Source organism: Acinetobacter sp. ME22, from assembly GCF_022012315.1.
Taxonomy (GTDB): domain Bacteria; phylum Pseudomonadota; class Gammaproteobacteria; order Pseudomonadales; family Moraxellaceae; genus Acinetobacter; species Acinetobacter brisouii_A.
Genome location: NZ_JAKLTL010000001.1, coordinates 81167 through 94335 on the forward strand (window position 1 = coordinate 81167; position 13169 = coordinate 94335).

Here is a 13169-nt window from a genome sequence, read left to right on the forward strand (position 1 = left end):
GCTTGAAATCGTAGTGCAAGAATAGCTCTCAGTATTTAATCTGGGGCTTTTTTATGTCAAAAGGCAAAAAGACAAAACTACTGCAGTACAACCTGCATGATCGAGGGCGACAGCATACGGGTGTTGATCGCTCCAATGTTGATTTTAAAAAGATGATTCAGCTGATCAATTCGCCGCAGACTCAAGAAATGGTCAAAACGGGGCAATTGGTTGGCTATTATGGACATCAGATCCGTCAGCGTTATGGCATGGTACCGCCTGAGTCTGTGCCGATTGATGGCAAGATGGTGCAACTGGCACCAGCCTTTAGAACGATTGAAATCAAGGCTACATCCGATGGTACGGTAACTCATCGTGCTGAGTTTTTAGATAATCGCGTCGGTAAATTTGCACAAGAACAGTATCTCGCCAAAATCGGTGGGTTCAGTACTGCGGTTAATTATCGTAAAACCCCACCTAATTTACTTACACCGAGCGGTTTCTTTGGCTTCGATTATGTTGTGCAGCCAAATTATGCAACCAACATCGGTGATGGTCAGCTATTTGATGGGTTGGCGATTCTAGAGCAATTAGAAGGTGAAATTTCGTGTTTTGACAGTGCAACGGATATCACCCTATTAGATCCTTCTAAAGCCATGATTGCTCATTTGTTAGAGCAACAGATCATCAGCACCTATGACAGCATTAACACTCAGGTTGCACTAGAGCAGATTAATGAGCAGGCACTAGATCAGATCAATGCCTTATCTCAGCAGATGGCAATGCAACAGCGTAAACGCGATTTACAGGTGGAGCGTCAACGGGAGCTCTATTCAGGCATGGTAGGTGAGACACGTTCTTTTGATAGTGTTATTGCTGAAGCGGATCAATTTCTCAGTGCCTGGGAGAAGCAAGGTAAACCTCAGCCGAAAAAGCAAGGTAATGGTCTCATGAAAGGCATGCGCCGTCTTATTTCATTTGGAGGCTAAGTGATGGACACAATGCCTCATGACCCTTTGAAGGCGATTCAGAATGCTTGGGTACACATGCTTTTGGATTTTCGAGCATGGATGATGCCTGAAACACAGCAAATCGCAGAATGGAAGATGCGGGAAACAGTGAAAGCAATCAGATCTTGCCGTGCACAACTGATGGATGACAGTGAAGGAATGGTGGCAGCCTATCGTAAGAATATGAATGATGGCTCGACTGTAGGGACATCATCTTTCTTTCCAGTGCTACTCACTGCAACGGCTGTTGTGGATATGCCACCTGATGCCAGCCAATTGATGGGTGTGCCGTATTTTGTTGAGGGTGTCCTCAACGATACGTTGGTGAAGATCCGTGTTGTGCCTCAGGCAGTGCGTGCACAGGTCGCTTTCTATGCCACCAATCCACATGATGCACGTTCAGTATGCTCTCAACTTTGTACTTATCTCTCAGATGATTGGCGCCGTCGCATTGATGTGGCTTTCAAGCTAGGTAGCGATATAGCCGAAAAGTTCAAATTTATTGTGTTTGATAACACCTTGTCCCCAAATCCCGTGCCCAGCGAAGCCACTAATATTTCTATTTTTACCGTGGATGTAACGCTGGTGGGTTATGTTCCGCACGTTCTTGGTTTAGGTGCTCATGGCCAAGACTATGTGGATTATGGTTATGACCCAGTGACAGGTATTCCACTTTTAGGTGAAATCAATGACGGCGTAGTGATTCAGGCAGATCAATACGACGGTACTCAGAAAGAAACATATACCAGCCACCTACAAGTTAATGCTGATAAAGACACAGGTGAAATTACAGTAACAAAAAAGGAAATTGATGATGAGTGATGATGCTGATTTTGCAAGTGAACGTGATGAGCAGATGTTGGCATCCATCATTGGCCATCGTCAGCAGTTTACAGGGGTGTCTCTGCATGAATGTGAAGAGTGTGGCGATATCATTCCTGAGCAGCGCCGTAAGCTTGGTGGGGTGAAATACTGCATTAAATGCCAATCTTACTTTGAGACAAAAGCTAAATGAATGATCTTGTCCGCATTGATAGTCGTGTTGTCGGTTTTGCCAGTGAGCCTATACGACTGCTTGGTCTATGCTTCCAAGAAACAGGGGAGTTATTGATTCAAAAGGTTGAGAAATTCTCAACCTTGGGCGTAACAGAGGAACATCGGCAGAATACAATTATTGTGACGGATGCACCTGAGTTGATTCAGAACTGGCAACTTTCCTTTGAAGCTAAGCAGGATCTAGAAACAGTGATTAGTGTTTATCAGATGCGGATGAGATCTAAGTTAGTTGAGATTGAGCGATCTTTGAATCGCTATAATCCAAGCAATATCCTGCAAGTGCGAAAAGTCGATAAGAATGGTCTACAGCAGGAATTTGATAGTAGTTCGTTAGATAACGGGCATGTGGCTGTTCTTTTGGCAGTCTGGGCTAGTAGCCAAGTTGCTTTCAACTACAGTGCTTTTCAGAGTAAATCAGATCCTAGTGCCGTTGACGATAGTATGTTGCCATTTAGTGTTTAATGTTAGCCGCAATAATTTCATTCAATTAAAGTGGTAGTGGGCGATTCAGTACCACATTTTTCATGACTATAGTTGATGTTAAACGCTGTACACCCATTATCGCAGAGAGATGTTCATCATAAAGTTTTTGAAAACTGCTTAAATCACGAGTGACAACGTGCAACATATAATCTGGATTACCAAATAGACGTTGGGCTTGTATAATTTCAGGAATTTCACTAATTGCATCTTCAAAACCTAAAACTGATTTTTTATCTCCTTCTTTCATTGTGACAAAAACAATCGCGGAAAAATTTAAACCGAGCTGAGAGGCATCTAATTCAGCTCTATATCCTTGAATAACACCTGATTCTTCTAATGTTTTAACTCGCCTATGGCAAGGAGATAGGCTTAATCCCACTTTCTCTGACAGATCAGTGAGCGACAAGCGCCCATCTTTTTGTAATTCAGCAAGAATCTTCTTATCAATTGCATCCATTTAGAAAATAATTCCTGTTTAGATATAAATATTAGAAATAATTAAAAGCACATTCTAATCATTCAAGCCTATTCTTTCAAACCCGCTCAACTAACTTTCTATCAAAAGTGGTTGTGAATAGGGGATTAAATTGTGATGAAAAAGAGATTGTGAAATGGCGGAAAATATTCTTTTGGCATTTTGGAGCGTTTCAATACTTTTTGTGATTACGCCTGGTGTCGATTGGTCATATGCAATATCCGCAGGAATACGTGGAAAATCTATTTTTCCTGCTGTATTGGGCTTATTAACTGGGCATTTTATTGCCACTTTACTTGTGGCAACGGGTGTTGGCGCAATCTTGTCAGAATACCCACATGTATTGATGATTCTGACTGTATTAGGTGCAATCTACTTGCTATGGATAGGGGTAAATTTACTTTTGCATTCTGCGGTAGGTCTAAAAAGTAGTGATCATGCTAGTGAAATGAATACTCATCAGAGTTGGTTTATTAAAGGACTGTGCATTAGTGGACTAAATCCGAAAGTCTTCCTGTTTTTCCTTGCGTTATTGCCACAGTTTATTGATCACACCTCAAATTGGTTAATTGGCGTGCAAATCTTATTGCTGGGTTTGATTCATATTTTGAACTGTTTTGTTGTTTATATCGCTGTCGGATTTAGTGCACAGAAGTTATTAAAAGCTCGACCCAAAGCCACGCAAATCGTCAGTCGTATTTCTGGTCTACTGATGATTCTTATCGCTATTTTTTTAATTTTTGAACAATTTTAGTTCGTTTAAATTTCAGAGGTCTATTCGATGGATACAGTCACCTTAAGTACTTTAAATGCCATGAAGCATAGAAAAGAGAAGATAGCGATGCTCACTTGCTATGATGCAACCTTTGCGAAAATTACCAATCAGGCTGGTATTGATGCGTTGTTAGTTGGTGATACTTTAGGGATGATCATCCAAGGGCATGATAGTACGTTACCTGTCACTGTAGAGCAGATGGTTTACCATACCAAAGCGGTGAAACAAGGTAATCAGCATGCTTTCATTATTTCTGATTTGCCATTTATGAGTTATGCAACTCCAGAACAAACAGTTCAAAGCGCAGGAGCCTTAATGCAAGCAGGCGCACATATGGTAAAACTTGAAGGTGGGCTTTGGTTGAAAGAGTCAATTCAGGCATGTTTACACAATGGTATTCCTGTTTGTGCTCATATTGGCTTAACACCGCAATCAGTTCATATTTTTGGTGGGTTTAAAGTTCAGGGGAAAACAGAGATTCAGGCAAAAGAATTAATAAATACTGCTCAGGAATTAGAAAAATCTGGTGCTGCAATGCTACTGATTGAATGTGTGCCTTCTGCTGTTGCTGAAGAAATTACTGCGGTCGTTCAGATTCCTGTTATTGGGATTGGTGCTGGAGATAAGACCGATGCACAGATTCTAGTTCTGCACGATATGCTTGGCTTAAATCATAAACCTGCAAAATTTGTGCAGAACTTTATGCAAGGTCAGTCTAGTATTGAAAATGCGATAAAAGCTTATATTGGTGCAGTTAAAGATGGCTCTTTTCCGGCGATGCAACAGCAATATCAGAATTAGCTCCAAGATAAAAAAATTGACTTAACCATCTCATTGACCCAAATATAAACAAAGAGTAATTATTATGGTTTTATTTAAACAAGTGGATGTTTTTACTGCAAAGCCGTTTAAAGGAAATCCTGTCGCGGTTGTCATGGATGCCAATTCTCTGACCACAGCGCAAATGCAAGAAATTGCAAACTGGACCAATTTATCCGAAACCACTTTTGTTTTACCTGCAGAGAATCCTGAAGCAGATTATCGTGTTCGCATTTTCACCCCTGCTGCCAGTGAATTACCATTTGCTGGCCATCCTACGATTGGTACCGCATATGCTTTGCTTGAAGAAGGCCAAATTGCTGTTAAAAATGGGAAAGTTGTACAGGAATGTGGGGCAGGTTTAATTAATTTGACAGTAAAAAATGATGAGAATGGTCAATACAAAATTGCTTTTGAATTGCCAGAACCTAAGATCACAACTCTTGAACAAGTTCAGATTGAAAAACTTGAAGAGCTTTTGGGTTGCCCAATTGATCTGAAGTTGACTCCGGCATTGATAGATGTTGGTGCACGTTGGATCGTGGTTCATACAACTGATGCTCAGACAGTCCTGAATACAAAACCTGATTTTGCTCAGCTTGCAATATATAGTGCTGAGATGAATATAACTGGTATCTGTATTTATGGAGAGTGGTCAGATACGCATATTGAAGTGCGTTCTTTTGCCCCTGCTTGTGGTGTGAATGAAGATCCAGTATGTGGTAGTGGTAACGGGAGTGTCGCTGCCTTTATGCGTTATCATCACAAGGTTACAACCGAGCAATTGCAGTCATCTCAAGGATCTTGTGTTGGTCGAGATGGGCATATTACTTTAACCATTCAAGATGACAAAATACTGGTAGAGGGACAAGCCGTGACATGTATTTACGGTCAGGTCAAGATTTAAATACAGCATCACTTATTCGATGTTATTCTTTTAGACAAGTCAGACTGAATTTTTACATATATGCATGATTGGATTAAGAATGCTGCGCATAGCAGCAAAATCGAGAGGATAGAAGCGTTCTTCTCCAATCATGCTTATAAACCACATTCGCATGATACTTTTGCCATTGGTAGAACATTGTCGGGCGTACAAAGTTTTCATTATCGTGGTGAATTTCGGCATAGTCAGCCTGGTATGACTATGGTGTTGCATCCAGATGAAAAACATGATGGTGAATCGGGAAGCCAAGATGGATTTCGGTATCGCATGATCTACATAGAACCTGCGATTGTCCAGAAAATGATTAAAGGTAAACCTTTACCATTTATTCCCAACGGAATTAGTCACGATCCAAGGCTGTTTCGTGCCACGGATACCTTACTGCAACATCTTGAATATCAATTTGAAAGTTTAGAAGAAGAAGACGCTTTATACGATTTGGCGACTGTATTATGTGAAGTTTCAGGGCAAAATCTACAAAAAAATCATTCATATGACTATGTTGCAGCAGAAAGGGCTAGAGAATTTATCCATGCCTCACTTGATCAAAATATCAGTCTGGATGATTTGGAAAAAAACGTAGATCGGGATCGCTGGAGTTTGTCTCGAGATTTCAGATTATTGTTTGGAACAAGCCCGCATCGCTATATGACGATGCGTCGGCTAGATATTGTCAAGACATGCCTTATTTCTGGCATGTCTTTGATAGATGCGACAATGACAGCAGGTTTTTTTGATCAAAGTCATATGAGTCGGCATTTTGTCAAAACTTTCGGAATCACACCGAATCGCTGGAAAGAGATTAACCAGTTTAGATCTTGCAAGAGATAAACCTTCAGCAATCGTCAGTGCGATGAAAAACTTATGCAATAACATGAAGACCGTGTAAAAAGCCTTTCAACATAAATAATCCAGAAATGATTAATGCAATGCCCATGATTTTATTGAGCGTATTCAACCAAGATTGATTTTGAATTTTATTGCCAATCACGGTGCCTGTAACAGCATATATAAAGGGTGCGCCAGCAGCGCCAATCGAAATCAGCAGTGAAATGATTGCAATCATATTGCCTGTGATATGTGCGGCAGGGTACATCACAGTTGTGACTGGTAAAATCACCAGTATTCCTTTAGGATTTAATGCCTGAATTAAAAAACCATTCCAAAATGTGAGAGATGAATGGCTTGGCTGATCTGTATTGCCATCTAAACGCGCCGTTAGCATTTTAAACGCAACATAAAATGTATAAATCGCACCAACCAAAGCGATGTAATGCAAATCTTCATGAGGAATCAGCGCTTCACCCACATAGCCAAACAGAAGAAATAAAAGCAGCATGGCTGAGCCAACACCAATAAAAAAAGGAATGGTTTTCTTGAGTTGACCTGTTAGACCTGAATTTAAGCCCATGAAATTGACAGGACCAGGGCTGTACATCACACTCAAGGTATAAATAAAAATTTCCATGACTTACTCTGTTCAATCAAATAATTTTTGAAAGAACAAAGCTTAAAGACACTTAAATCAACTGTATTGTACGTTTGTGCAGACATAGCATATCTCTATGCACAAACGTACAATACAGCGAGCATCTTTGTATTTGATCATAACAACTCCTAAATAATGTCATCAGAGTTGAATGAAATGTTTGATACAAAAATTGCACTCATCGTTCGAAATGATTTAGCAATATGGCAGCGCTTAAACGTAGTTGCTTTTTTAGCTAGCGGTATAGCCGCATCAGCACAAGAGGTTATGGGTAAACCTTATATTGATTCAAATGGTCATCAGTATGGCAAGATGTTAGGGCAACCCATGATGGTTTTTGAAGGTGATTTACCTTCTTTGCAAAAAGTACATAAAAAAGCAATAGATCAAGAGCTTACGATTATTCCTTATATTTATGCAATGTTTTCTACTGGAAATGATGATGCAAATCGACAGGTATTTCTTGCGGAAGATGCTAATCATTTAAATTTGGTTGGTTTGGGCTTACGAGGTCCTAAAAAGGCAGTAGATAAAGCAATAAAAGGATTAACATTGCATAAATGATGTTTTTACCCTGTTGTTCTAATGGAACTAACTAAAATCTGAGTATTTTCCACATTGTACCCTATCAACAAAAGTTGCTAGGGTATTTTTTTGGCTTTAAAACCACTCAAAGACATTCCTGAATGGTGGGAACTGTGTGCACGGTATCGATACGATATTTACGCCTTTGCTGTTGAAGCACTAGGCGTTAATCCGACTTGGCAGCAGGAACTCCTTTTTCAGTCGATTGCCTTTGATGGTTCTCGTACCAGTGTTGCTTCTGGACATGGTACTGGTAAAACCGCTTCTTCAGGCATAGTTGCTCTATGGCATCTACTGTTCTTTGAAGAAAGTATCATGCTGTTTACTGCACCGCAGATCGGGCAGCTCAAGAAACAAGTCTGGAAAGAAATCAGTATTAATCTCAATCGGCTTAAGCAAGGTCCTTATGCCTGGTTAGCTGATTATGTCGGTTATCAATCAGAACTGGTCTATATCAAAGGCTACAAAGAGAAATGGTACGTCTTTGCCAAGACAGCACCTAAGCATCAGCCAACCAATATCGCGGGTATGCACGGCGATAACTACATGGTCTGGATTGATGAAGCCTGTGGCGTCGATAATGCTGTTATGGATGTGGTACTGGGTGCACTGACCCACGAAGATAACCGCGCAGTCATGACCTCTCAGCCTGCCAAAAGCTCAGGTATGTTCTATGACACACATCATAAGCTCAGTCATAGAGTTGGTGGGGACTGGATCTCACTGGTCTTTAATGGTGAACAATCACCGCTGGTTAGTCAGAAATCAATTCGTGAACAGTTGCTAAAATATGGCTCCCGCGAAGATCCTCAATACCAGATCCGTGTATTAGGGCTTTTCCCTGATCGTCTAGATGAATTCCTAATCACCATGCGTCAGGCTGAAGAATGCTATGTCGGGGCAAGCATCTTTGATGAGCATCAGTTTGGTTATGTCATTACGGTAGACGTAGGTGGCGGTGTAGGTCGTGATGACTCAGTGATTGCCGTGTCTAAGGTCTGGGGTGAAGCACAGTGGGGTGAACGTGCTCGCCGTGTTGAAGTAGTTGATATTCCACTATGTAAGAACAAAGACAATATCGATGAACTGTTTGGTGTCATCAATGAATGTATTAACTACTACCCAAATGCTTTGCTTGTGGTGGATGATAATGGCGCTGGGAAAGGCTTAGGTCAGAAACTTAAAAACAACGGGATCTTCTATGTACCTGTTTATTGGGGTGGTGCCTGCTTTAATGATGAAAACCGCAAAGCCTATGTAAATAAACGTGCTCAGGCTTATGTTTGTTTGGCACGGGCTATCTATCAGGGACGTTTTAAGCTTAAAACCAAGAAGCATTCTGTCAAATTTAAAGAGCAGATCATCCATATTCCGTATGTGTTTGATGAACAAAGCCGCTACAAGATTAAGTCCAAAGAAGAAATGAAACGCGAAGGAATTAAATCACCCGATTTGGGCGATGCATTTGCATTCCTGTTCTTGGAAAATGTGCATTACACCGAAGCCTATGAACAGGTGGATCAGTTTGATGATAGTGCTGAAGGTCAGGAACAGTCAGAGAAAGCCAGTCGCTTTGCCAAGTTGCGTGAACAAGCCAAAGGCATGTAATTCTGGAACACAGTAAAAAGCTCAATGATTTGCCTCAGTAGTATGGACCTAATTGGATTTGGGTCTGTTTTTTATGTCTGTGCAATTTTATTTAACGGATGCGGGTAAAGCTGCCGCGATTGATGCTGGCAATCTGGATATCTCAATCAAGCTGGCCTATATCGCCGTGGGAAGCGGTCAATATGATGCGTCTACTGATGCCGCTGCGCTCAGCTCTTTAAAGACGCAACTAGCAAAATATAGTCTAAGTGGGGGTAGTACTCAAAATGGCACATTGAATTTGATTGCAGCGATTGATTCAACCATTACTGCTGATATCTATGAGGTGGGGTTACTCACCACGGATGGAATTCTGTTTGCGGTGGCTGCGGTATCTGGATCTGATCCATTATTTAACCTAGTGAATGAAATCACCACAATTATCACCATTGGGCTTGCATTGGCAGATATTGATGCAGATGCTGTAACGATTTCAATTGATACCAATACTTCAGCTGCAGCACAGCTTCTGAATGAGCATTTGGCAGCTGATAATCCACATCCTCAATATTTTGTCTTGCAAGATGGCAATACCGTCAATGGAAACAATACTTTCAATGGTGATAACACCTTTGCAGGTAAAAATAGTTTTACGGGTAAGACCACATTAAAAGAAGTCAATATTACAGGGGCACTTACCGTTAATGACAAAGCAACCTTTACAGAAAAAGCAACATTTGATGGAGAGGCTGAATTTAATGAACCTGTTACCGTCAATGACACTTTAACTGTAGATCAAGTCACAACAGAACAACTCAATATTGGCAAGGGTACTGATGGCGATAGTGGTACCAAGAAAATTGATTTCTATCCTTATGGTAATTCGACATCTTCAGCATCAATTCAGGCAGATACGGAAGGTAATTTAAAACTTGAAGCGACTGGAGATATCCAAATTGGGGAAAGTTTAAAAGCTCAAAATGGTTATACCGCTTTACCTAATGGTTTTCTTATGCAATGGGGATATATTCCAGTTACATCAAATTCAGATGCTGTAGTCCATACCGTGCAATTAGATAAACCTTTTCCGACTGCATGTGTCAATGTAGTTGCTACTATACATTCAGCAGTTGCTAGTTATAGATGCGATTTTTGGGCTCAAATTAACTTTCTTGGTAAAGATACAATTAAAGTAATTCAACAATGGGATGGCTCATCTGTAAAACCAGACGGAATTTTTTGGCAAGCAATAGGGTATTAATATGATTAATGATTATCGCAATGCCATCCGTGAGCATATTGAGCGTCTGAAGAATATAGGCAATCTAAGCAACATGATCATTTGGGATGTTCAGGTTGATGAAGCTTCAGATCCAACGCTTTTAAGTAATAGAGCCTATAACAACCGTCAACATGTAGATGTTGTGTTGGTAGCGTGTGGTGTATCAGGAGTATGGGAGAAGTTGCCAGAACAGCGGATTGTTTTACCTTTACTGAAAGATGTGCTTGCCTTACGCAAGATCTATATGACGGATGAAGTGTAATGGCAGAATTTGAACCCGATGCTTTACGTGCTATTCATCAGCATCTGAACCAGAAAGCCCAACAAGGAAATTTACGCCAGCAGGCAAACAAGCGTTATGGCAACCTGAATGAGCAGCGGCTGCATGCAGGCAAAGGTGATGCCAAACGTACTGAACCGACGTTTTTACGTCCTCAGGATATTCAAAAGGGCGTGGATTACGATATCGAGAAAGTGTTTTATACCACGTTAGGCAATGATATTCGCCGAGTTACCCGTGATGATCTGGTTGCTTTCCAAAAGAATATTGCCTTGTTGCAGGATCAGTATAAGAAAGGGATTACAGCAAAGCAGGTAATTAACCTGAGCTTACCATTTGATATTCAAAAATCCAACAAGCAGATTTTTATGGCTGTGCCATTAAGCATGAAAAATGGCGTAATCCATTTTATGACCAATGCCAGTAAAGACAGTTCAGTCACTGAGCACCATGTGAATGTTGAATTTGTGCGTTATCCAACCTTGGTGATGCAGCCACATGCTGTAACCAAGGATCAGATACAGAGTTTGGCCAAAGGCAAATTACGATTTGAGTGTGATTGCGGTCGGCATACCTACTGGTTTCGTTATATCGCTTCAATCGGCGGATATGGCTATGGCCGTCAGGAAGAAGGTTATCCCAAGATCACCAACCCACATCTTGCTGGGGTGGCATGTAAGCACGTTTTACGGGTAATGACTTATATTCAGTCACCAATGTTTAGTCAGTATATGGCCAAGCAGATTGATAAAGAGCGCAAGACACAAAATGGCATTCGCCGTAAACAGACTGAGAAGCAACTGAGCAAAGAGTTGGATCAGCAGTTGCAGATCCTTGAGAGTAAGGCAACCAAGGTAATTGCCCGCAATGAAAAGGCTGCTCAGAAAGAAATGTTGCGCCGTGCTGCCAATTTATCTAAAGCTCGAATCAAGGAAGCAGAAAAGCGCCAGCGCAAGGAATTGGAACGCTTAGCCAAAGAGCAAGGTCAAGTGGCAGCTGATGTCATCATTCAAAGACAGAAGCAGGAGGCATTAAAGCGCTTGGATGCATTACTGGCCATGAACCTAATTAGCCAGGAGCAATATTCAATGTTTAAACGAGGGGCACAATAATGCTGAACACAGCAGTGAATCGGGTTGCGAATGGTCGCCGCCTTGCAGCACGGCGTATTGTGATGAATACCCTTGCCAGTGTTACGGCGCAGTTATGGCGTAAGCATGTGGTTTACGACAATAGCCAGGATAAAACAGAACCTGAAAGTGGTTTGTCCTTTGAAGCCTTAGCAGTTTCAGCACAGGATGAACCAAATTACAGCTATGAATACATTGGCATGGTCTATGTGCTGGCAGACAAATTTGGCGGGGGTTATTTGCATAAGAACTTCTCTATGGTCAATCCGAATGAAGTGGCCATTTCTACCCAAATTGAACCCTATGACGATACGCTGCAAAGTTTGGCTGAGCAGATCAATAACATTCCGGACATGCATATTCAGGAAGGGGATTTGCTTGGACTCTCGGTGTATGAGGATTTTCTAGTGTGGTTTGAAGTGGTCAGTTTGACTGGGCAGACGGTCATGGCTGACTTTGGTACTAAGTACATTCTGAATCGCCGTGATGATCTACAGTTAGATCCAATTAAAGCTTAGAGCAAAGTCATGGCATATCTCTTATTCAAACAAGTAGGGCTGAAAGTAGGTGATGTTGGGGTGAAATCTCAATGTACTTCTGCAATTTTTAATTATCAGGTGATTGGTGCAGGTGCTGACGTTGAGTTTTCAGGGTCGAATGTGCCTTTGGATCTGCTTGATCCAAATAATGAAGACCACTGGATTCCGATTGTGACTATTACTGCAGGTGTGGCCGATAGTGAACCGTTTCGCCAGCATTGTTGGAATTCTGTCCGTTATAAGGTGACGGCGGGTAATGATGTGGCGGTGTATGTGACCAGTGGGGTGAGTGGGTGATTATCTGTTAGCCTTAAACATTCAAGCTGCCTTAATTTATATAATGCTTGCAAATCTCTTATCAAATGATAAATAATAATGAACCGTCAAATTTTGACGGTTTTCTATCATTAGCCCACTGCATAGTATCTTGATTATGTGTTTAACCTCAGCAGAAGCAAAACTAAAACTTCGAGAATTTGCCACTGACACAAGCAAGATTAAGCTTTCCAAGCATGCAAGAGAGCGAATGAAAGAGAGAAATATCTCGTTCAAACAGATTATTTGCTGTTTTGAACATGGAGATATTACCGAAGGACCGTATATAAATATTCGTGGAGATTACCAACTCAATGTATCTGTTCGCACTGCTGGCGAATATATAACGACTGCGGTGGTGATCAAGATGAACGAAAACGGAGATTCTTCGATAGTTGTCACTACATTTAAAGAGTAAT

Annotated in this window: 18 protein-coding genes; 16 read left to right on the plus strand and 2 right to left on the minus strand. The window is 41.1% G+C overall.

From position 1 onward, the window contains the following. Positions 1-53 precede the first annotated feature (53 nt). Genes LVY74_RS00445 through LVY74_RS00460 form a run of 4 tightly spaced genes read left to right on the plus strand, consistent with a single transcriptional unit; the run spans position 54 to position 2507 of the window. Entirely contained in the window at positions 54-968 is a 915-nt protein-coding gene (locus LVY74_RS00445; protein WP_237813342.1) for a hypothetical protein, read from the plus strand. 3 nt (positions 969-971) lie between these two features. After that, positions 972-1811, plus strand: a complete 840-nt coding sequence (locus tag LVY74_RS00450; protein ID WP_237813343.1) for a hypothetical protein — start codon at positions 972-974, stop codon at positions 1809-1811. After that, a complete protein-coding gene (locus tag LVY74_RS00455; RefSeq protein WP_330847854.1) occupies positions 1804-2004 on the plus strand; it encodes a TraR/DksA C4-type zinc finger protein in 201 nt (66 codons plus the stop codon). The genes LVY74_RS00450 and LVY74_RS00455 overlap by 8 nt, the downstream gene beginning before the upstream one ends. Beyond that, positions 2001-2507: a hypothetical protein gene (locus tag LVY74_RS00460; RefSeq protein WP_237813344.1), complete on the plus strand. Its 507-nt coding sequence runs from the start codon at positions 2001-2003 to the stop codon at positions 2505-2507. The genes LVY74_RS00455 and LVY74_RS00460 overlap by 4 nt, the downstream gene beginning before the upstream one ends. Positions 2508-2532: 25 nt before the next feature. Here LVY74_RS00460 and LVY74_RS00465 read toward each other — a convergent pair whose 3' ends face one another. Next, positions 2533-2985 carry an Lrp/AsnC family transcriptional regulator gene (locus LVY74_RS00465; protein WP_237813345.1) on the minus strand — a complete coding sequence of 151 codons (453 nt, stop codon included), beginning with the start codon at positions 2983-2985 and terminating at the stop codon, positions 2533-2535. Between the two features lie 154 nt (positions 2986-3139). On the opposite strand from LVY74_RS00465, the gene LVY74_RS00470 reads away from it, so the two are divergent. From LVY74_RS00470 to LVY74_RS00485, 4 genes are read left to right on the plus strand one after another with little or no spacing between them, the layout of a single operon-like run. Continuing rightward, positions 3140-3757 carry a LysE family translocator gene (locus tag LVY74_RS00470; RefSeq protein ID WP_237813346.1) on the plus strand — a complete coding sequence of 206 codons (618 nt, stop codon included), beginning with the start codon at positions 3140-3142 and terminating at the stop codon, positions 3755-3757. 27 nt (positions 3758-3784) lie between these two features. After that, the gene (gene panB / locus LVY74_RS00475) at positions 3785-4579 is read left to right on the plus strand and encodes a 3-methyl-2-oxobutanoate hydroxymethyltransferase (protein ID WP_237813347.1); all 795 of its coding nucleotides are present in this window, start codon (positions 3785-3787) and stop codon (positions 4577-4579) included. A gap of 58 nt (positions 4580-4637) precedes the next feature. After that, complete coding sequence (locus LVY74_RS00480) at positions 4638-5504, plus strand: PhzF family phenazine biosynthesis protein (protein WP_237813728.1); 867 nt, start codon at positions 4638-4640, stop codon at positions 5502-5504. A 60-nt stretch (positions 5505-5564) separates the two neighbouring features. Continuing rightward, positions 5565-6374, plus strand: a complete 810-nt coding sequence (locus LVY74_RS00485) for an AraC family transcriptional regulator (RefSeq protein WP_237813348.1) — start codon at positions 5565-5567, stop codon at positions 6372-6374. A gap of 31 nt (positions 6375-6405) precedes the next feature. Here the strand turns inward: LVY74_RS00485 and LVY74_RS00490 are convergent, their stop codons facing one another. After that, a complete protein-coding gene (locus LVY74_RS00490) occupies positions 6406-7011 on the minus strand; it encodes a LysE family translocator (RefSeq protein WP_237813349.1) in 606 nt (201 codons plus the stop codon). A 177-nt stretch (positions 7012-7188) separates the two neighbouring features. Between LVY74_RS00490 and LVY74_RS00495 the strand changes: the two genes are divergently transcribed. The 8 genes from LVY74_RS00495 to LVY74_RS00530 all read left to right on the plus strand — a co-directional run bounded on the left by LVY74_RS00495 (position 7189) and on the right by LVY74_RS00530 (position 13168). Then, positions 7189-7596, plus strand: coding sequence for a DUF2000 domain-containing protein (locus LVY74_RS00495; protein ID WP_237813350.1), 408 nt, complete (start codon positions 7189-7191; stop codon positions 7594-7596). Between the two features lie 90 nt (positions 7597-7686). Further along, positions 7687-9225, plus strand: coding sequence for a hypothetical protein (locus LVY74_RS00500; protein WP_237813351.1), 1539 nt, complete (start codon positions 7687-7689; stop codon positions 9223-9225). A 73-nt stretch (positions 9226-9298) separates the two neighbouring features. Further along, positions 9299-10465, plus strand: coding sequence for a gp53-like domain-containing protein (locus LVY74_RS00505; RefSeq protein ID WP_237813352.1), 1167 nt, complete (start codon positions 9299-9301; stop codon positions 10463-10465). Position 10466: 1 nt separating this feature from the next. Then, a complete protein-coding gene (locus tag LVY74_RS00510) occupies positions 10467-10748 on the plus strand; it encodes a hypothetical protein (RefSeq protein ID WP_237813353.1) in 282 nt (93 codons plus the stop codon). Further along, on the plus strand, positions 10748-11878 hold the full coding sequence (locus LVY74_RS00515) for a hypothetical protein (protein ID WP_237813354.1): 1131 nt from the start codon (positions 10748-10750) through the stop codon (positions 11876-11878). The genes LVY74_RS00510 and LVY74_RS00515 overlap by 1 nt, the downstream gene beginning before the upstream one ends. Further along, positions 11878-12414, plus strand: a complete 537-nt coding sequence (locus LVY74_RS00520; RefSeq protein WP_237813355.1) for a hypothetical protein — start codon at positions 11878-11880, stop codon at positions 12412-12414. Before LVY74_RS00515 ends, LVY74_RS00520 begins: the two co-directional genes overlap by 1 nt. Before the next feature lie 9 nt (positions 12415-12423). Continuing rightward, entirely contained in the window at positions 12424-12732 is a 309-nt protein-coding gene (locus LVY74_RS00525; RefSeq protein WP_237813356.1) for a hypothetical protein, read from the plus strand. A 136-nt stretch (positions 12733-12868) separates the two neighbouring features. Further along, positions 12869-13168 (plus strand): DUF4258 domain-containing protein, encoded by a 300-nt coding sequence (locus tag LVY74_RS00530; RefSeq protein WP_237813357.1) that lies wholly within the window; start codon positions 12869-12871, stop codon positions 13166-13168. The last annotated feature ends 1 nt before the right edge of the window (position 13169 follow it).

What these genes read in the sequence shown, in the direction of transcription:
- LVY74_RS00460 (WP_237813344.1), top strand. Translation starts at nt 2,001, where the DNA reads ATGAATGATCTTGTCCGCATTGATAGTCGTGTTGTCGGTTTTGCCAGT.
- LVY74_RS00520 (WP_237813355.1), top strand. Translation starts at nt 11,878, where the DNA reads ATGCTGAACACAGCAGTGAATCGGGTTGCGAATGGTCGCCGCCTTGCA.
- LVY74_RS00455 (WP_330847854.1), top strand. Translation starts at nt 1,804, where the DNA reads ATGAGTGATGATGCTGATTTTGCAAGTGAACGTGATGAGCAGATGTTG.
- LVY74_RS00510 (WP_237813353.1), top strand. Translation starts at nt 10,467, where the DNA reads ATGATTAATGATTATCGCAATGCCATCCGTGAGCATATTGAGCGTCTG.
- LVY74_RS00450 (WP_237813343.1), top strand. Translation starts at nt 972, where the DNA reads ATGGACACAATGCCTCATGACCCTTTGAAGGCGATTCAGAATGCTTGG.
- panB (WP_237813347.1), top strand. Translation starts at nt 3,785, where the DNA reads ATGGATACAGTCACCTTAAGTACTTTAAATGCCATGAAGCATAGAAAA.
- LVY74_RS00465 (WP_237813345.1), bottom strand. Translation starts at nt 2,985, where the DNA reads ATGGATGCAATTGATAAGAAGATTCTTGCTGAATTACAAAAAGATGGG.
- LVY74_RS00470 (WP_237813346.1), top strand. Translation starts at nt 3,140, where the DNA reads ATGGCGGAAAATATTCTTTTGGCATTTTGGAGCGTTTCAATACTTTTT.
- LVY74_RS00530 (WP_237813357.1), top strand. Translation starts at nt 12,869, where the DNA reads ATGTGTTTAACCTCAGCAGAAGCAAAACTAAAACTTCGAGAATTTGCC.
- LVY74_RS00505 (WP_237813352.1), top strand. Translation starts at nt 9,299, where the DNA reads ATGTCTGTGCAATTTTATTTAACGGATGCGGGTAAAGCTGCCGCGATT.
- LVY74_RS00525 (WP_237813356.1), top strand. Translation starts at nt 12,424, where the DNA reads ATGGCATATCTCTTATTCAAACAAGTAGGGCTGAAAGTAGGTGATGTT.
- LVY74_RS00515 (WP_237813354.1), top strand. Translation starts at nt 10,748, where the DNA reads ATGGCAGAATTTGAACCCGATGCTTTACGTGCTATTCATCAGCATCTG.
- LVY74_RS00445 (WP_237813342.1), top strand. Translation starts at nt 54, where the DNA reads ATGTCAAAAGGCAAAAAGACAAAACTACTGCAGTACAACCTGCATGAT.
- LVY74_RS00495 (WP_237813350.1), top strand. Translation starts at nt 7,189, where the DNA reads ATGTTTGATACAAAAATTGCACTCATCGTTCGAAATGATTTAGCAATA.
- LVY74_RS00490 (WP_237813349.1), bottom strand. Translation starts at nt 7,011, where the DNA reads ATGGAAATTTTTATTTATACCTTGAGTGTGATGTACAGCCCTGGTCCT.
- LVY74_RS00485 (WP_237813348.1), top strand. Translation starts at nt 5,565, where the DNA reads ATGCATGATTGGATTAAGAATGCTGCGCATAGCAGCAAAATCGAGAGG.